This is a genomic window from Oceanobacillus saliphilus, from assembly GCF_023522835.1.
Lineage (GTDB): Bacteria > Bacillota > Bacilli > Bacillales > Amphibacillaceae > Oceanobacillus > Oceanobacillus saliphilus.
Genome location: NZ_JALCZU010000001.1, coordinates 1 through 18,372 on the forward strand (window position 1 = coordinate 1; position 18,372 = coordinate 18,372).

Annotated in this window: 14 protein-coding genes, 1 rRNA gene and 1 riboswitch; of the genes, 4 read left to right on the forward strand and 11 right to left on the reverse strand. The window is 38.8% G+C overall.

Annotated elements, in window-relative coordinates; all coding sequences use genetic code 11:
- Window positions 1-63: ribosomal RNA gene (locus MN204_RS00005) — 16S ribosomal RNA — on the reverse strand; the annotation flags it as partial.
- Window positions 64-2,009: 1,946 nt separating this feature from the next.
- Between MN204_RS00005 and MN204_RS00010 the strand changes: the two genes are divergently transcribed.
- The gene (locus MN204_RS00010) at window positions 2,010-3,098 is read left to right on the forward strand and encodes an iron-containing alcohol dehydrogenase family protein (RefSeq protein ID WP_249869024.1); all 1,089 of its coding nucleotides are present in this window, start codon (window positions 2,010-2,012) and stop codon (window positions 3,096-3,098) included.
- Between the two features lie 157 nt (window positions 3,099-3,255).
- On the opposite strand, the gene MN204_RS00015 is transcribed toward MN204_RS00010, so the two are convergent.
- Window positions 3,256-3,648 (reverse strand): Hsp20/alpha crystallin family protein, encoded by a 393-nt coding sequence (locus MN204_RS00015; RefSeq protein WP_249869601.1) that lies wholly within the window; start codon window positions 3,646-3,648, stop codon window positions 3,256-3,258.
- Window positions 3,649-4,409: 761 nt separating this feature from the next.
- On the opposite strand from MN204_RS00015, the gene ahpC reads away from it, so the two are divergent.
- The gene (gene ahpC / locus MN204_RS00020; RefSeq protein ID WP_249869025.1) at window positions 4,410-4,979 is read left to right on the forward strand and encodes an alkyl hydroperoxide reductase subunit C; all 570 of its coding nucleotides are present in this window, start codon (window positions 4,410-4,412) and stop codon (window positions 4,977-4,979) included.
- A 93-nt stretch (window positions 4,980-5,072) separates the two neighbouring features.
- Window positions 5,073-6,602: an alkyl hydroperoxide reductase subunit F gene (gene ahpF / locus MN204_RS00025; protein ID WP_249869026.1), complete on the forward strand. Its 1,530-nt coding sequence runs from the start codon at window positions 5,073-5,075 to the stop codon at window positions 6,600-6,602.
- A 74-nt stretch (window positions 6,603-6,676) separates the two neighbouring features.
- Here the strand turns inward: ahpF and acsA are convergent, their stop codons facing one another.
- From acsA to MN204_RS00045, 4 genes are read right to left on the reverse strand one after another with little or no spacing between them, the layout of a single operon-like run.
- Window positions 6,677-8,335 carry an acetate--CoA ligase gene (acsA, locus tag MN204_RS00030; RefSeq protein WP_249869027.1) on the reverse strand — a complete coding sequence of 553 codons (1,659 nt, stop codon included), beginning with the start codon at window positions 8,333-8,335 and terminating at the stop codon, window positions 6,677-6,679.
- Window positions 8,336-8,347: 12 nt separating this feature from the next.
- Complete coding sequence (locus tag MN204_RS00035; RefSeq protein WP_249869028.1) at window positions 8,348-9,082, reverse strand: ABC transporter ATP-binding protein; 735 nt, start codon at window positions 9,080-9,082, stop codon at window positions 8,348-8,350.
- 18 nt (window positions 9,083-9,100) lie between these two features.
- Window positions 9,101-9,952, reverse strand: a complete 852-nt coding sequence (locus MN204_RS00040) for an ABC transporter permease (protein WP_306798536.1) — start codon at window positions 9,950-9,952, stop codon at window positions 9,101-9,103.
- A 23-nt stretch (window positions 9,953-9,975) separates the two neighbouring features.
- Entirely contained in the window at window positions 9,976-10,956 is a 981-nt protein-coding gene (locus MN204_RS00045; protein WP_249869029.1) for an aliphatic sulfonate ABC transporter substrate-binding protein, read from the reverse strand.
- Between the two features lie 198 nt (window positions 10,957-11,154).
- A riboswitch (SAM riboswitch) is annotated at window positions 11,155-11,266 on the reverse strand.
- Window positions 11,267-11,775: 509 nt separating this feature from the next.
- On the opposite strand from MN204_RS00045, the gene MN204_RS00050 reads away from it, so the two are divergent.
- Window positions 11,776-12,180: an NUDIX hydrolase gene (locus MN204_RS00050; RefSeq protein ID WP_438804679.1), complete on the forward strand. Its 405-nt coding sequence runs from the start codon at window positions 11,776-11,778 to the stop codon at window positions 12,178-12,180.
- A gap of 216 nt (window positions 12,181-12,396) precedes the next feature.
- Here MN204_RS00050 and MN204_RS00055 read toward each other — a convergent pair whose 3' ends face one another.
- The 5 genes from MN204_RS00055 to MN204_RS00075 all read right to left on the reverse strand — a co-directional run bounded on the left by MN204_RS00055 (window position 12,397) and on the right by MN204_RS00075 (window position 18,237).
- Complete coding sequence (locus MN204_RS00055) at window positions 12,397-13,758, reverse strand: FAD-binding oxidoreductase (protein WP_249869031.1); 1,362 nt, start codon at window positions 13,756-13,758, stop codon at window positions 12,397-12,399.
- A 93-nt stretch (window positions 13,759-13,851) separates the two neighbouring features.
- A complete protein-coding gene (locus MN204_RS00060; RefSeq protein WP_249869032.1) occupies window positions 13,852-14,922 on the reverse strand; it encodes a DUF871 domain-containing protein in 1,071 nt (356 codons plus the stop codon).
- A 67-nt stretch (window positions 14,923-14,989) separates the two neighbouring features.
- Window positions 14,990-16,369: a PTS transporter subunit EIIC gene (locus MN204_RS00065; protein ID WP_249869033.1), complete on the reverse strand. Its 1,380-nt coding sequence runs from the start codon at window positions 16,367-16,369 to the stop codon at window positions 14,990-14,992.
- Between the two features lie 16 nt (window positions 16,370-16,385).
- Complete coding sequence (gene murQ / locus MN204_RS00070; protein WP_249869034.1) at window positions 16,386-17,276, reverse strand: N-acetylmuramic acid 6-phosphate etherase; 891 nt, start codon at window positions 17,274-17,276, stop codon at window positions 16,386-16,388.
- Between the two features lie 109 nt (window positions 17,277-17,385).
- Window positions 17,386-18,237: a MurR/RpiR family transcriptional regulator gene (locus tag MN204_RS00075; protein ID WP_249869035.1), complete on the reverse strand. Its 852-nt coding sequence runs from the start codon at window positions 18,235-18,237 to the stop codon at window positions 17,386-17,388.
- Window positions 18,238-18,372: the final 135 nt, after the last annotated feature.

The following is an 18,372-nucleotide window of genomic DNA, read 5'->3' on the forward strand; positions in this document are numbered from 1 at the left end:
GACTTGCATGTATTAGGCACGCCGCCAGCGTTCGTCCTGAGCCAAGATCAAACTCTCCATAAAAGTGTTTGAATTAGCTTAGTCAGAAGACTAGCTTCTATTTGTTACTTGCTTCGAAAGAAAACAGTGTTTTCTTTCTTGACATACTGGTTGTTTTGTTCAGTTTTCAAAGAGCAAATTTGTAAGTCGTTTTTTCAGCGACAAGAATTATATTATATAACATATAACCGATTAAGTCAACAATCTTTTTTCGTTGTTTCTTTTTAATCTGTGTTAGCTGTCTAAAGCGACAAGAACAATCATACCACACTATCAAACTAGAAGTCAACCATTATTTTTCTTGATTTTCTCTAGCTCTTGTGGCGGATATCTAATATAACATGGATGGAAAACGAAAGCAATATTATTCCGAATCCAATTATATCCAATTTTTATATTCTATTATAATCTAGAATTTATATCTTCCCCGCATTTCCACGGATCCCTAATAATATAGTTAGGATACACAAAATAATGATCATAAGATTGATATGAAATCAATGAGTCAGCTAACCAACAAGGCAGGAAAGAAACCTTAAAGGAGATTGCTTTCACTGTACATTATGAGTACGAAAATAGCATTAAAATCGAAAGCAATAAGTATAATGAAGATATTGGATTGTACGATTCGCTTATCGATGCCTTTAATCTATGTAATTCGAAGGAACAAAAAGATGCATTACTAGATGTTGAACCTGAACTGAACCGACACTCCACACCTAAGTCTGAAAAACGTTTTATGACGAATTTAATACCGTTATGATTTTTCAAAGAGATTAGACAACAGAGCTCTTACTTATAGAACAAACTGCTTGGATGTCCCTTATAGTTATTGGTTGGACATAGAACAGCAGGGACCTAATGAATAGCGTATGTGTGTCACTATACAAAAAAACATGATTCTATTACAGGATCATGTTTTTTACTTAACTCTTACTTTGCCTTTTTATATTTCAAACTTCATTGTCCTAGCATACCAATCGGATCATACTGTGGTGCATTGAATGAATAGGTACGTTCAGATTCACTGCTCTCTTTCGCAATAAGCTAAAAAAACTGCTTTTTCAGCGGGGTATTCCAACCCTGCGTCCACTATCTAAACTCTCTAAACCTCAATCCACTAGCACCTAACTTTCCCAATAATACTGACTCTCACCTGTTATGTGCAGAAAAACTTGAATATCCATATGTTTTTCTACAGAAAATCCAGCGTTTTCCTTAATATTTTCTATAGAACTATATAGGGAATCGGAATAAGACGTAATCTACCATTACTTTTAAATCGTTTAAACATTAGCAAAGGAGTTATCCAAGTTCGTTACAAGCTACTTAGTTAGTTGGATTTGCATCCACGCCACCCGCCATATTAATATAGACAGCATTTTTTGCACGGATTCTTTTGACTAGTTGAAAGAAATCCTTGACTATAAATTTTTAGAGTAATAAAATTAGTTCAACAACTAAACAAATTATTTAAAAGCGAGGGCCTTTCCATGACTGTTCATGTACATGCAATGATTAACGACATTATTATTACCAAGAGGATTTAGATACTGGTGTTTTATTCGTGATAATATAACCGAAAACTAAGTCCTCTTCGTGCCTGTATGAATGGGACATGGACGTGAGGCTCCCATTATATTTCAAAGAATGGGGGTTTTTTGGCTATGCAGTCGGCTATATCACGGGGAAACTAACAAAGGCAGAAACAGCCTCGACACTCGAAATTGGAATTAGAATTCTGGATTGGCTGCAAGTCTGGCACTTTAGCATTTTTCAACAATAACAGCACTCGTGGAATCAGCAGACACCATTGTACATACGTTATTCGGTACGATATATGCAAATCCGTGCAGAAAAAAATTTACGTGTTTCCACCGATATGCCTCTATCTGTTGATGCCAAATTTGTTTAACTAGGTAAACATATATACAAAACATGAAAACAACTAGAGAAAGAAGGAATCTTAAATGCGATTAAGTCAAGTAGTGCGCAGTGGTCCAGGGCAATATATTTGTGAAGCGGGGGCACTAAATTTTTTAGATGAAAAATTACGCTTATTTAAAAATCCAGTTATCATTACTGGTGAAAAATCTTATGAAGCTTTTCTGAACCATTATCGCGGTGAGCTTCGATTACCAATCTATCATTATGATGGTACAGCTTCGAATGAGGATATGGCACGTTTAGCGGCTGCTATAAAAGGAGCTGATTGTGTTGTCGGAATTGGTGGCGGTCGATTGCTAGATACTGCAAAAGGAACGGCTGCTCTGTTACATATCGACTATATCATGATTCCGACAGTCCTCGGAACCTGTGCAGCCTACACGCCTTTATCAGCTGTATATCATCCGGATCATACTTTTAAAGCTGTTGAGTATTATGAAAGAGCGGCATATCTTTGTTTAATGGATCTTCATTTACTCGTTGAATCTCCAAAGAGCTATTTTATGGGCGGTATTGGTGATACCCTCGCTAAATGGTATGAAGCCGAAGCAATTACACGTCATGTGGATGATAATGATTTGTCAGCGATGGTCCATGTCGGATTAAAAACTGCTAAATTAACGCAGGAAATTTTGCTGAATGATACGAAAGAAGCAATCGCGAGTCTGGAACGTCAAGAGGTAACGCCTGCCTTTGCTCGTGTTGCAGAAGCAGTTGTTGCTGTTGCCGGTACGGTCGGCGGATTTGCAGGGGAATATGGACGAATGGCAGGAGCACATGCAATCCACAACGGCATGTCACTCGTTCCTGAAACACATGAATCTGCTCATGGTGTTAAGGTTGCTTACGGTGTGCTCGTCCAATTAATGGCATCCGGCGATGAAGCTGAGGTGAAAAAATTAATTCCTTTCTTTGATGAAAATAACTTCCCACGTCGTCTGGAATCCTTTGGCGTTTCTAAAAACCTTCCCGAGGCGGCAGCGGAAATTGCAGAATTTGCCGCAAGTGAGCAGGAAACCTTTCATTTGGCAGTTCCACATATAACGAAAGAAGCTATTTTACAAGCAATGAAACGAGTTGAAAATTTAGGTCGGGTTGAAGTACTTCAATAAATCATGTTATTTTTTCACCCATTAAAGAAAGGCTGGACAATGTTCAGCCTTTCTTTGTTTTAAAAGCATAGAGCTATTGGCACGGTGCAACCCAATGTTTTCCCATGTTTTTGAACTTCCATAAGTTGCAAAGTCGATTTACTGATATCAATAGTCTTTAATCAAACGCTATATCAATTTTCTTTTTATCGTGCGGGACTTTCGCCATCTTAACTTCCAGGACACCATTTTTGTAAAAAGCGGATACTCCTTCTGAAGATACCGGGGACGGGAGTAGTACAGCCCTCTGAAAATCACCTGCAAAGCGCTCCCTCCTATGGATGTTATCCCCTTTTACTTCATTTGTTACATTTATTGAACCCGAAATTGTTAAAATATTATTCTGAACATCGATCTCCAAATCATCCTTTTTCTGTAATCCCGGAAGATCACAGAATGCCACCACCTCATTCTCAGTTTCATGGATATCTATACGTATCCCGTCAGATTGAAGTATCCCCTTTATCGAATAAGGTAAATCGGAAAAAAGGCTTCCGAAATCTTTTCTCATATTCCCCAGCTGCCTAAATGGATCGTAAGTCACAATTCATTACCTCCTCTTCAATATTTAACTAGCAATACAATCTAACCTATTATATGAAGGAAAAGGAAATGTTGGGACAGATGATGGCCTATTCGAGCTGTTAGGAGATACTTTTCAATATTCGGATATGGATTATATTTTAGGACAAAGGAATTCAAAGGAATACCGTTCTCTAAATGGGAAAGGTATTCCTTTTTGTTATCTTCTATTATCCAGCTGGTGTTTCTTCGGGTTTAGCTGTTGCTGGCCCTTCACCTGGATCCTCTTCCACTAGATTTTCACGGTGCTGGCTCTTCACCTGGGTCTTCAGGAACTTCTACTTGGCGATTCCGGTACTATGTCAATTGTAACGTCAGCATTTATAAGCAGTGATGATATTTTTAATTGGGTTTACCAGGTTGATTTCAAATTTACCTTTTTTCATTATCGATGGTGGCGGAATCCTCCCCCCGCCATATTAGCTTCCTTCTTATTACATAAATACAAAAAGGAAGCATGAGAACCGTCCCCATACTTCCTTTAAAGTTGTATATACTATTTATTAAAGGTTATATTTGTGAATAATTTCGCAAATCACCTGAATAAGGATTGACAAAGGATTTATTGTATATAATAATGAATGTTCGTTTAGAATTATTATAGTTAACCAACAACACTAATAATCGTCGTTATATCAGGTTACTATATAGTTCTAAGAAATAAATTATAACAGCAGGAGGAAGATGTATATGTCTCTAATCGGAAAAGAAATACAACCATTCAAAGCATCAGCATACAATAGCGGTAACGGTGAATTTATCGAAATTACCGATGAAAATTTAAAAGGTCAATGGAATGTTGTTTGCTTCTATCCAGCAGACTTTACTTTCGTTTGCCCAACAGAGCTTGAAGACCTTCAAAACCATTACGCAGAATTGAAAAAATTAGGTGTTGAAGTTTATTCTGTATCAACAGACACACATTTCACACATAAAGCATGGCACGATCATTCAGATGCGATCAGCAAGCTTGAATACATTATGATCGGTGACCCTTCACAAAAAATCTCCCGTAGCTTTGATGTGCTAGATGAAGAAGCAGGTCTTGCACAACGTGGTACGTTTATCATTGATCCAGACGGTGTTGTACAAGCAGCAGAAATTAACGCTGACGGTATTGGTCGTGACGCAAGCACGCTTGTTGGCAAAATCAAAGCAGCACAATACGTTCGTAACAACCCTGGTGAAGTTTGCCCAGCTAAATGGGAAGAGGGTTCTGAAACACTTAAACCAAGCCTTGATCTTGTAGGGAAAATATAATAGGTTGTTTGAAATCCTGATGAAAAGGACCTTTCGAATTTTTTCGGTTCTCTTCATCCTCTTTTTGAACATTTCATGTAAGGAGTAGAAGCAATGTTACTAGATGCGGATATTAAAGCACAATTAGCGCAATACCTCCAAATGATGGAGGGCGACGTACTACTTAAAGTTAGCACTGGGTCTGATGATATTTCTCGTGACATGCTATCATTGGTAGAAGAGTTAGCTGCCATGTCATCGAATATTAAAATCGAGCACACGGTATTGGAAAGAACACCAAGCTTTAGTGTCAACCGTATTGGTGAAGATACGGGTATCACATTTGCGGGGATCCCACTCGGACATGAGTTCACTTCCTTAGTACTGGCATTACTTCAAGTAAGTGGAAGAGCTCCAAAAATTGACGAAAAAGCAATCGATCAAATCAAAAACATCAAAGAAGATTATCACTTTGAATCTTACATCAGCTTAACTTGTCAAAACTGCCCAGAGGTTGTCCAAGCATTGAACGTGATGAGCGTCATAAACCCACACATCTCCCATACAATGATTGATGGTGCAGCTTATAAAGAAGAAGCAGAAGCGAAAAACATCATGGCAGTACCTACTGTTTTCTTAAACGGCGAGGAATTTGGCGGTGGCCGGATGACTGTGGAAGAAATACTTGCTAAATTAGGAAATGCTCCAGATGCATCCGAGTTTGCTGATAAAGATCCGTATGATGTACTTGTTGTTGGAGGCGGACCAGGTGGATCGAGCGCAGCTATTTATGCAGCACGAAAAGGTATCCGTACAGGTATTGTTGCAGAACGCTTCGGTGGTCAAATCTTGGATACGGCAAGTATCGAAAACTTTATCAGTGTAAACCGCACGGAAGGACCTAAGCTTGCAGCAAATCTAGAAGAGCATGTCAAAGAATATAATATTGATGTCATGAACTTACAGCGTGCGACTCGTTTAGAAAAGAAAGATATGATTGAAATTGAGCTTGAAAACGGTGCTGTTCTTAAGAGTAAATCCGTGATCCTTGCAACAGGAGCTCGTTGGCGTAATATTGGTGTTCCTGGCGAAGCTGAATTCAAGAACAAAGGGGTAGCATACTGCCCACATTGTGATGGTCCCTTGTTTGAAGGAAAAGATGTAGCTGTTATCGGTGGCGGTAACTCCGGTATTGAAGCAGCCATTGACCTTGCTGGGATCGTTAATCATGTAACCGTACTTGAATTTGCGTCAGAACTGAAAGCCGATTCAGTACTTCAAGACCGTCTCAACAGTCTGCCAAATGTCACTGTGATTAAAAACGCTCAAACAAAAGAAATTACCGGAACAGATAACGTAAACGGTATTTCCTATGTTGAACGTGAAACAGGTGAAGAAAAGCATATTGAACTATCCGGTGTATTCGTTCAAATCGGCCTTGTACCAAACACTGACTGGTTAGGCGATGTCGTTGAACGCAATAAATTTGGTGAAATCGTAATCGATAACCGCGGCGCTACAAACGTCCCTGGTGTATTTGCTGCTGGAGACTGTACGACAGAACCATTTAAGCAAATTATCATATCCATGGGATCCGCTGCAACAGCAGCTTTAAGTGCTTTTGATTATCTTGTAAGAAATTAATCTAGAAGAAGCATGGGGACCGTTCTTTTGCTTCCTGAAAAGGAAGCATGAGAACCGTCCCCATGCTTCTTTTCTTACCTTTTTTTCAATTCTCTCCTCAATATTTTGCCGCTTATTTTTGTTTTCGGTAGTTCATCGAGTATTTCGATTTCTCTTGGTGCTACATGGGCTGCTAGGTTTTTTTTTACGAAGACACGAATCTCTTCCAATAACTCATCAGACGCTATATATCCGCTACGGAGTGTAATAAATGCTTTTACAACTTCTCCCCGAAGAGCGTCTGGTTTTCCGATGACACCTGCTTCACCAACAGCCGGATGTTCAATTAACTTACTTTCCACTTCAAATGGGCTAATTCTTTCTCCAGAGGAATTAATGATATCATCACTCCTACTTTGGAAAAATACATAATCATCCTCATCTTGTACCGCTAAATCACCTGATAGATACCAGCCATCGTGTTTAAAGTAATTCGCAAACTTTTCTTTATTCCCCCATATTTCCTTCATTAATCCCGGCCATGGCGTTCGAACAGCAAGCTGACCGACGGAGCCGCGTGGTAATTCGTTTCCTTCCTCATCTAAAATACCGACCGTTATTCCTGGAAATGGCCTGCCCATCGAACCAGGCTTGATATTCTCTGATGGAAAATTCACAACTAAATGTCCACCGGTCTCGGTCATCCACCATGTATCATGAATCCGAACGCCTAATTTTTCCCATGCCCAATAAATAACTTCAGGATTTAAAGGTTCCCCGACACTTAATACATGCCGGACAGAAGATAAATCGTATTTTTCCACTAAATCCTTTTGAGACAGGAGCATACGGAAAGCAGTTGGAGCACTATACCATATCGTTATTTTTAACTCTTCTATTAATTGATACCAGCTTTCTGCTTTAAAACGTCCTCCTTGAATCACAATGGTAGCTCTATTTAACCATGGTGCAAATAATCCATAGACACTACCAGTAATCCAGCCTGGGTGAGAGGTACACCAATACACATCATCTTCTTTTATATCTAACACCCATTTTCCGGAAATATAATGATGAGCAACCGCACGATGCGCATGCAATACGCCTTTTGGTTTACCTGTTGAACCGCTTGTATAATGAATAATTAAACCATCTTCTGGATCGACCCATTCCACGATATTCTCAGTCTTAGTGTCAACTGGCAGATTTTCAATTTCTTCCACGAATAATATCTTTTCCAGTGAGGGAATTTCGTCTTGTGGCACTCTTTGCACCATCTCTTTATCTGTAATAAGTACCGTACCGTTGCAGTCGTTGATTCGCTCTTTCACCGCCTCACGCATAAACGCCTCAAATAAAGGTCCAGCAATTGCCCCGATTTTAATGATGGCTAGGATGGAAATATAGCAAGCCGGTGTTTTTGGCAAGAAGACAAACACTCTATCCCCTTTTTTTACACCAACTTTTTTTAGCAGCCTTGCATAATGATCCGTTTTTTCTTTTACCTCTTTAAATGTATAGGTTTGCTTTTCATCCCCATTTACATAGTGAAGCGCTATTTTATCGCCATATCCATCCTCAACATGTCGGTCAATCGTTTCATATGCGGCATTAACTTTCCCGTCTTCTCTAATAAAAATCTTTTCAATAACATCCCATGAAAATTCACCTTTTATCTGATTATAGTTAGGTAAATTGTATGAATGATTTTTTAGGGGGGAAATTCGTTTACTTGCTTGTATAATTGCTGACATCGATATCTCTCCTTAGGAAGTTTTTACATTCAAATCAAGACTTTCTAAAATCTCTGCTTTATAAGCTGCTAACTGCTTGCTTGCCCGGTTACGTGGACGAGGTTCCTTTATTTTAATTTCTTTATGCAATTCCCCCGGCTGTCCGCGTAAAATAATAATCCGATTGCATAAATACATTGCTTCATCAATGTCATGTGTCACTAAAACGATTGTGGATTGATATTCTTTCCAAACATCTAACAGCAAATCCTGTAACTGCATTTTCGTAAAGGCATCCAGGGCACTAAAAGGTTCATCTAACAAGAGGATTTCTGGAGAAGTGACGAGTGCTCTTGCAATCGCTACACGCTGAGCCATTCCACCGGATAGTTGCCTTGGATAAAGTCCCCCGCTTTCATCTAGACCAACATTCTTTAAATACACTTTGGCGCGGGCAATTTTGTCTTTTTTATCTCCCTTCAACCCAAAGGTGACATTATCCAGTACCGTTAGCCACGGAAATAATCTCGGTTCTTGAAATATAAATCCGGTTGTATCCTGTATTTCCTTTTCCACATTTCCGTTAATAGCGATATCCCCGTCATAGCCTCTATCCAGTCCAGAAATTGCTCGCAATACGGTACTTTTCCCGCTACCGCTCGTTCCCAGAATTCCGATAATTTCACCAGGTTCTGCAAAAAAAGAGATGTTGTTCACCGCTTGCTTCCCATCGAATGACCGACTAACATTTCTAACTTCCAAACTCATTTCATCTGCCTCCTATCCCTATGATTGAACAAGACTGTCCTGCCATCTTAAAGCTCGTTTTTCAACCAATTTTAATATCCAATCCGAGAGTTTTCCGATAATCGCAAACAAAATAATACTTGCAATGATAGTTTCAGGTGATAGTGTATTTTGTCCGAGCACAAGCAAGTAGCCTAATCCTTTACTCGCACCCATCAGTTCAGCCGCAACAACAAACATCCATCCTAAACCGAGACCACTGCGTAATCCAACAAGAAAAGAAGGTAAAGCAGCTGGAAGGATAACTCGTTTGATTAACTGAAATGTATTTAAACCATACATTTTACCAACTTCGATTAATTTGCGGTCCACCCCAGTAATCCCACTCACCAGATTTAAATAAACGGGGAAAAATACGCCGACTGCAATCATCGTTACTTTTGATGGTTCGCCAATACCCATCCACAGAATAAATAACGGAACCCAGGCAAGAGATGGTATTGACCGGAACGCTTGGATCATCGGATCAAATAACTGTTCAGCCCTTTTGTAAAATCCAACAAGCGAGCCTAAAATAATTGCAGCTATGGTTCCAAATACAAACCCTAAGAACACCCGAAATGTCGTTATCCCAATGTGGTTCCACAAGCTACCATCCTGCGCCATTCCCCGTATCGTTTCCAAAATCGTTGTCGGTGCTGGGAGCTGATAAGCAGGAAACACTCCGATCCTACTTAAAATCTCCCAAACGATGACAAGCGCTATTGGAATGATACTTCCTAAAATCAGCGCCTCTCCTCCTCTAAAATCCCGTTTGGTTCTTTCACCTTTCTTTTCATTTATTCGATTGGTAACTACAACTGTTGATGTGAGCTCTCCTTTATGTTTCATGATCTTCTCTCCTCCAAAGCGTATTATTCACTCCCGATTATCTCCTCTGCAAAGGATGGATCAATGAGTTCAGAAGTAAGTTCCTCTATATCCACTGCCCCATCAATTACGCCACCTTCCTGCAGAATCTTGCCAGCTTCCACTAATGCTTCATGGTGAATGTTACCAGGTATCGGTTCTGAAAAATCATTCCGTTCCAATTGTTTCTTAGCCACATCAATCTCAATACTTGCCTCTTCCGCTAAAATTTCTGCTGCTTCCTCAGGGTTCTCTTCTATCCATTCTCTTGCACGCTCATAAACCCCGATTACCCGATTGACATAGTCGGGATAATGATTTGAAAAATCCTCTCTTACATTTAAAAAACCGTACGTATTAAAATCCGGATTGCGATAAAATAATTCAGCATCAGATTCAAGTTCCAGCCTTGCCATATGCGGATCAAGCCCTGCCCATGCATCAACAGAACCAGTTGTTAATGCAGATGCCCCGTCTCCATGCTGAAGGTTTACAATTTCCACATCATCGGCTGAAATCCCTTCTTCATTTAAGGACCGAAGCAAAAAGATATAAGGGTCTGTTCCTAGCGTCGCAGCCACTTGTTTTCCTACCAAGTCCTGTACAGAATTCACATTAGAATCTGGATTCGTTACCAGTGCGGTCCATTCCGGCTTTGAAAAAATATACACATTTTTGATAGGCGCCCCATTCCCTTTTGACATTAAGGAAGCAGCACCAGCAGCTGACCCAAAATCAACACTATTGCTATTTAGAAATTCCAGAGCCTTATTACTTCCATGGCTTAAAACCCATTCAATTCCGATTCCTTCCTCACTAAACTCCTCTTCCAGCCAACCGAATTCTTTTAAAACTAAACTCGTTGGAGAATAATACGCATAATCTAGTCTAATTTTCTCCGGCTTCCCTCCCGAACTTGCCTCCGAACATCCTGCAAGCCATACAATAGCTATAATCCCAACAGCCAAATACATTAATTTTTTCACTTTCCATAACCTCCTATTATTTTTGACCAAGGGAACAGATCGTCCCTAACCTCATACAATGATACTTTAACTATGTATACGACACCCTTGTAAATCAGGGAATAGCGACACATCAAATCTTCCTCTTTTTTATCTCAATAATTTCAATAAAAAAACCCCCTTCCAATAAGAAGAGAGTTATCATCTATGTATCCACTCCTCTTATCTGCCAGGATCATCTCCTGCAGGAATTAGCACCTTACTTTGGCAAAATAGCCAAGTAGGTTGCCGGGCATCGTCGGGCCAGTCCCTCCGCCACTCTTGATAAGAAAAAACTAAAATATCTATTTATTTTTAATCTTGAGATACAGATTAACATGAAGATTTTTTATTGTCAATAACTTTTAATGGGGCGATTTCTAGCTAAGAAGCTTAAATGTTGTGTTCCTCATGAAAAATAAATTGCTGATTCTATAGCATGACAACACATACGGAAACGCTTTATTTGCTAAAAATAAGCCCCTTCCCCTATGATAAAAGAAAATCAACGGGAAGCACGGGGACGGTTCGAGACCACTGAAAAAGTCTCTCTCTAAAAAACACAAAAAATCAATTCCCAAAATCACAAGATAAATTATCATATTTGTGGGGTTTCAATGTCCAATTTAACACCAAAAGACGATTGCCTGTGGGGACTAATTAGCATTGATTTTCAAACTTTTTACTTTTTCACTGGTCTCGGACGGTTCTACTGCTTCCTGAAAAAGGAAGCATGAGAACCGTCCCCATGCTTCCGTATCTAAAAACAAGAGGGTGTTTTCATTGACAAATCCCAATAAAATGGTTGTTGCTCTTAAAGGTGTCATTGTGAATAATGGAAAGGTTTTAATCGTACAACGGGCAGAAAATGACGAAATTGGTGGAGGAACGTGGGAATGTGTTGGGGGTAAAATAGAATTTGGAGAAGATTTAGAAGCCGCACTATTGCGAGAAATTAAAGAAGAAATAGGTTTGTCTGTTACGATAGAGAAGATTTTATATGCAACTACATTCAAGACTGACCCAGCAAGACAAGTTGTTCTTTTGACCTATTTATGTAGGAGCAATAGTAAAGAAGTTATTCTATCCAAGGAACACTCTAATTACAAATGGGCAACGAAAGACCAATTGAGATTATTATTGACTCCAGAAATAATTAGAGATTTCGAGAAAAACAATGTTTTCTCGTTAGAAGTCTTAAAATGAGATGCCTTAGTTACGAACAAAATTCAGCTATCTTATATCTATATATTTCCTATATGGCCAATGGAATATAGGACAACGGATTTCAACAAACCGAACCTATCCATGACACACTTAGTTGGACTTATGCAAGCAAGAATGTTTATTTCTTAGTTGCCAAAAAAGCCGGGATTTTGAGTTCTCCCGGCTTTTTTGGGGACAAGCTTTCCCCACGTCCAACTAAAATATTTTCCCTCGGTTTAGTAGATTGTTTGGGTCGATGGCGTTTTTTATTTTTCTCATTAAATCAAGTTCAACTGGATGACGCATTTTTTCTAAATAGCCTTTCTTTATAATTCCAATGCCGTGCTCTGCAGAAGGTAATCCACCCAATTCAGCGACTTTGTCATACAAATCATCTAACAAAGCTTTACGTTTCGTCTGCCAAGTGACATCATCAAGATCTTCTTTCATTAAAACCGTATGGATATTTCCGTCTCCTGCATGTCCGAAATTAATTACCTTCAACCCATGCTTTTCTTGTAATTCTTTCGTATAGTTGATCATTTCAGCAAATTTATTAATAGGTACAACTTCATCCAGCATCTCAAACTCTGTAAACTGCATGAGCGCAACTAGAATATTATCTCGAAGGAACCATGCCTTTTCCTCTTCTTCTTGCGTAAGTAGTGGAATAATTTCTAATGCTTGATTTGTTAAGATGCTTTTTACAATATCTAGTTTACGTGAGATTGTTTCCTCTTCGTTACTATCAATTGTCATAAGTAAATACGCATCACCCTTTTGACTTTGCAAAGCAATATTCGTAAACCTTTCACTGTATTCAATTGTACTTCTTTCAAATAATTCTAAAGCCGTTGGTTCAATACTGTTTTGGAGAATCGTTAACACACCATTTGTCGCGTCCTTTAATGATTGGAAAGCCAATAAAACCGATTTCTTAAATTTGGGTAGTGGTAATACCTTTAGTTTTATTTTCGTTGTTATTCCTAACGTCCCTTCTGAACCTATAAAAAGGTTCTTCAAGTCGTACCCGGAGCTGCTTTTAATGTTTAGGCTACCTAGGGTAACTTTTTCACCGTCTGGCAGCACAACCTCCAATTCACGAACATAGTCTCTCGTTGTACCATATTTTACTGCACGCATTCCGCCTGCATTTGTAGCGATATTTCCTCCAATGGTTGAGTTTTTGGAACCTGGATCAGGTGGGTAAAAATAACCTTTACTTTCTACAAATGTTTGAATTTCATTTAATTGAACACCTGGTTCCACAGTTAATGTCATCGTCTCCTCATCTAATTCCAGAATACGATTCATATTTTGCACATCAATAATTAATTCCCCGCCATTTATCGGAACTTGGGAACCCGCCACCCCTGTCCCTGATCCACGAGCAATAATGGGAAGAGCTTCTTCATTTGCAAATTTTACTAATCCCATTACTTCTTCGGTTGTATTCGGTCGTGCAACAGCATGCACTTTGGCAACTTTTTGATAGGAGTAATCCGTTTTATATACTTCTGGGACTTCGTTATTTAGAAAAAGACGTCCTTTATCAGGAATGATATCTTGTAATTGCATTTAAAAATCCTCCTAATCTTTTCTCCAATTATAAATTTATTTAGTATTGTCATACGTCCTCGTGCGCAGACAAATAATTCTATCTCTGTATCATCACACCCACTTAATCCGAAACTTCTGTTTCCCCTTAATCCAGTAAAGCAACGGTAAATCAGCCGGAATAACGCGGCCCAGGACATTTACTCGTTCATCTGCTGGTAAATCAGTTAATGTTAGTTGGATTTCCCCTTGATAACGCATATATTTTTCATTATCTATCGTAACCGAGCCAACGGGACGTTCTACACAATTAATTGGATGAACAACTAACTTCCCATACTGTGCATAGCTTCTCGATTCAACAGAGCGTATGCAGTCCCTAGCATTATCAGCTCTGTTTGTAAAAGGTTCTGTAGATTTTCTTCGTATTTCCTTATCTGCACGTTCGTTAGGTATTGCACGGACTACGATTTCGTTTTGTTTGTAAGCACGAAATTGTTCAAGGGAAGTATCGCTAATTGCCACATCACCAACGATGATTTTATCGACGCCAGCAACTTTTTCTAATTCTAAAAAAGCAGCGAACGGAGAAAGCTGTCGATGCTGTTCCAAGGTTGGTAATCTCTCATAAAGCGGTCCTCTTAATTTCTCGTCTCCTGGGATAAATGCCATTACCGTTATTCCTGCTTCTTTTAGTTCTTTATTTTTTTGAATAAAATCACTTAATCCGAGTCCTGTTTCAGGTCGTGGGTAATAATTATGCCATGCTTCAACAGCCTTAACATTTAGACCTTTTTCTTGCATTCGAATTAATTCGTTTTTTGTAATCGTACTCGCATTTAATGCAATACGCATTTTATGAGATAAATCAATGATCGTCTGCTCATCTACGCCATAATCAATTCGTAGACCCGAAAGCCCCCAGTTTAGCAATTGATCTGCATTTTCCCAATCATAGCCAAGTGCTTCTAATGAATGGGGCGATATATCAGCCATCAATTCCATCTCAAATTCGGCAGCTACTTTTCCAAGTGCTTGAAGCTGTCCCTTATAAAGTGTTTGATCATCCTCTGGAATATGTAAGGACGTGAAGATGGACTGGAATCCTCTTTCCTTCATTTTACGAATATAGGATGTCTGCTGATCAATCGGTTCATTTCCTAAATAAATTGAAATTCCTAACACGCTTATCCCTCCAGTTATCGTGTAATAAAAGAAAGGAGGTCATAAAACCTCCTAATCTTGGAAACTATTAAATTCCATCCGCCATACTTTCTTTGAAGCCAAACGTATACGTGAAAATGAAACCAAATGTATACGAAATGACGAGACCTAAGAAGTAGGTGAAATATTGCCCATTTGTAATAAGTGGGATTAAGGATAACCCAGAAACGCCAATTCCTGAAGAAGCGGTACTCATTACTGCTTGGAATGCTCCACCAACCGAAGCCCCTAAACAAGCTGTTAAAAATGGTCGTCCTAATGGTAACGTTACACCGTACATTAACGGTTCACCAATTCCTAGGAATCCTACTGGTGTACTCCCTTTGATAATATTCCGTAAGCGTTTATTTTTTGTTTTCACATAGATTGCAATTGCTGCACCAACTTGTCCAGCTCCACCCATAGCTAAAATAGTTAATAATGCTGTTTCTCCATAAACATTGATCAATTCCAGATGGATTGGTGTTAAGCCGTGGTGTAAACCAACCATAACTAATGGTAGGAAGAATCCAGCCAGAACTGCACCAGCAATCGCTCCACCTGTGTCAATTAAGGAAGTTAGCCCTATTGTGATACCGTCTGAGAGCACTCCGGCTACTGGCATAATGGCATATAATGATGTAAATCCAACAACGAGTAATGTAATTAATGGTGTGAAGATAATATCAACTGCATCAGGCATTACTTTTCGGACATTTTTCTCCACAAAGGTCATTAACCAAGCGGCAAAGATAACACCAAATAAACCACCTCTACCTGGGATTAACGGTTCTCCATAAATGGTAATGTCTGCTAGTAACGGACTAAATAAGATCATCCCTGCAATCGCACCCAATACTGGTGTCCCACCAAATTCTTTTGCGGTATTCCAACCAACTAAGATTCCTAATGAAGCAAAGACAACGCTTCCAAATAAGAGTAAAATTTGCATCCATGTTTGCTCTCTGTCTACCCCCGCGTTTACTGCAAAGTTAGCGACTCCATTAATAATCCCTGATGCTACTAGCCCGGGAATTAATGGAATAAATATATTCCCAAGTTTACGTAAAAAGTTTTTAAATGGTGTCCTATTCTTAGATTTGATTCTATCTTTATCAAGCGCCGCCTTTTCTTCAAAAGTTAGATCTTCATCATCTAGACTTGCTTCTTCCCCGATTCCAAGCCCTGTGATTTTACTCATTTCAGCAGCAACTTTATTTACGGTACCTGGCCCAATAACAACTTGGAGTGTCTCATCATCGACTACCCCCATCACACCATCAACTTGCTTCAATCCATCCAAATTTACTTTTGAATCGTCTTTTAATGACAACCGTAACCGTGTCATACAGTGAGCGACGCGTTGAATATTTTCCTTACCGCCGATATCATTTAAAATCTCACTGGCCATTCTTTCTTCTTTCTTCATTTTAAACCCTCCCATTTTAGTTGGTTAATGCACGGCGAACAAAACCATCAGAGCTTTTGATTTTGCTCCTAGCATCTTCGTAGGAGCATTGCAATAAAATCATAACGATAGCAACCTTCACTTGATGCTTTGATTTTTCAAGATACGTGTTAGCGGTTTCATAATCGACCCCAGTAATTTCCATGATGTTACGTTTAGATCTTTCTTGTAATTTTTCATTTGTTGGTTTTAAATCTACCATAAAGTTTTGATACACTTTTCCAATCCCAACCATCGCTGCAGTAGAAATCATATTTAATACCATTTTCTGAGAAGTTCCCGCTTTTAATCTCGTAGAACCTGTTAAAACCTCTGCTCCTGTTTCTAGTTCAATAGATACCTGACTATGTTGGCTCATTGCTGCATTTTTATTACAGGATATACTCACTGTGCTGGCATTTTTTGAGTTCGCGTATTGCAATGCGCCGATGACATATGGCGTGCGCCCGCTTGCGGCAATTCCAATTACTGTATCATTATGTGACAGCTGAATGTTCTTTAAATCATTTGCGCCAAGATCCGGGTCATCTTCTGCTCCTTCCGCCGCCTCATAAAGCGCTTTTATTCCTCCCGCAATTATTCCTTGTACCATCTCTTTTGATGTACCAAATGTAGGTACACATTCAACAGCATCTAGTACTCCTAACCTGCCACTTGTACCAGCTCCTACATAAATAAGTCTTCCATTGTTCTTAAAGGATTCAATTGAATATTGGACAGCCTTTTCTATATTTGGTAATTGTTCCTGAATTGCGCTTAAAACCTTTTCATCTTCTTTGTTCATCGTTCTCAATATTTCCATGATAGACATTTCATCTAAATGCATTGTTTGTTGATTTCGCGCTTCTGTCGTTAACTTTTCTAGCATTACATCAGCTCCTCTCTTATATTTCTATCGTATCTCATTTTGAATTTAAAAGTCAATGTAATATTCATTTTTAATGAAATTTAATTTCATTTATGACAAAAAAAAGAACTTATCTTCTTAATTCCACTACATGATCCCTCGCTTCTTGAAATTCATCTAGAACATTCTCACCGATGATGTTAAAAATACTAATATATAAGCTGTCCACAATTGTCAATTGCGTCATTCTTGAAGTGATGCTTCCAATGCGAAAGTCCTGTTCCACATTTGGTGTCGCTAATCGAATATCTGCTTTTTTATAGAGTGGTGATTTATTCATATTTGTAATGGCTATGACCTTTGCTCCTTTTTCTTGAGATAATTTAGCTAAATCTAGGATATCTTTCGTTCGCCCAGACATACTAATAGCTACAAAAACATCCTCGCTATTTAAATGTGGAACCCTTGACAGCATGTAATGAAAATCCAAATTAAATTCAACCTGAAACCCTAGCTTTGTAAATTTGTATAGCGCATCCATGGCAGCTATGGCAGAACCCCCAACTCCATAGAATACAATTTTTCTAGCGTTTTTAAGAGCAGTGACAGCTTCTTCCAACTCTTTTTTGTCTACGGATTCCATTGTTGACTCTATTGCATTTTTATTTACATGAACTACCTTCTGAAACATTTCATACGGTGAATCCTTTTTTTGTAAAATCGAAAAGTCTGTAATATACTCCTCTTTTACTGCTAATTCCTGTGCTAAAACAATTTTAAATGTTTTAAAGCTACCAATTCCGATTTTTTTTGGAAACCGGATAACACTTGCTTCACTAACATCTGCTTTGTTCGCTAATTCCTTTGTTGTCATGTTCGGAATTAACTCTGCATGATTTAAAATATAGGTAGAGATCTTCTTCTCTGTTTTGGAAAATTGATTTATTTGCTCGTTTATTCTGGCTAGTAATGTGCTTGCCATATCGATCTCCCCTGTCCTTTTGAATCATTTCCCTCACTCCTTCATTAGTATAGCAAAAATGAAAGGAGGGTACTATTTTTAAACAGAAGTAACATGTTAAACAGCGGGGGGAAGGGCTCCTATAAGGACAGGAAG

Bases quoted from the DNA above. Each gene is read 5' to 3' on its own strand.
- MN204_RS00010 (WP_249869024.1), top strand. From the start codon at position 2,010: ATGCGATTAAGTCAAGTAGTGCGCAGTGGTCCAGGGCAATATATTTGT.
- MN204_RS00015 (WP_249869601.1), bottom strand. From the start codon at position 3,648: ATGAGAAAAGATTTCGGAAGCCTTTTTTCCGATTTACCTTATTCGATA.
- ahpC (WP_249869025.1), top strand. From the start codon at position 4,410: ATGTCTCTAATCGGAAAAGAAATACAACCATTCAAAGCATCAGCATAC.
- ahpF (WP_249869026.1), top strand. From the start codon at position 5,073: ATGTTACTAGATGCGGATATTAAAGCACAATTAGCGCAATACCTCCAA.
- acsA (WP_249869027.1), bottom strand. From the start codon at position 8,335: ATGTCAGCAATTATACAAGCAAGTAAACGAATTTCCCCCCTAAAAAAT.
- MN204_RS00035 (WP_249869028.1), bottom strand. From the start codon at position 9,082: ATGAGTTTGGAAGTTAGAAATGTTAGTCGGTCATTCGATGGGAAGCAA.
- MN204_RS00040 (WP_306798536.1), bottom strand. From the start codon at position 9,952: ATGAAACATAAAGGAGAGCTCACATCAACAGTTGTAGTTACCAATCGA.
- MN204_RS00050 (WP_438804679.1), top strand. From the start codon at position 11,776: ATGGTTGTTGCTCTTAAAGGTGTCATTGTGAATAATGGAAAGGTTTTA.
- MN204_RS00055 (WP_249869031.1), bottom strand. From the start codon at position 13,758: ATGCAATTACAAGATATCATTCCTGATAAAGGACGTCTTTTTCTAAAT.
- MN204_RS00065 (WP_249869033.1), bottom strand. From the start codon at position 16,369: ATGAAGAAAGAAGAAAGAATGGCCAGTGAGATTTTAAATGATATCGGC.
- murQ (WP_249869034.1), bottom strand. From the start codon at position 17,276: ATGCTAGAAAAGTTAACGACAGAAGCGCGAAATCAACAAACAATGCAT.
- MN204_RS00075 (WP_249869035.1), bottom strand. From the start codon at position 18,237: ATGGCAAGCACATTACTAGCCAGAATAAACGAGCAAATAAATCAATTT.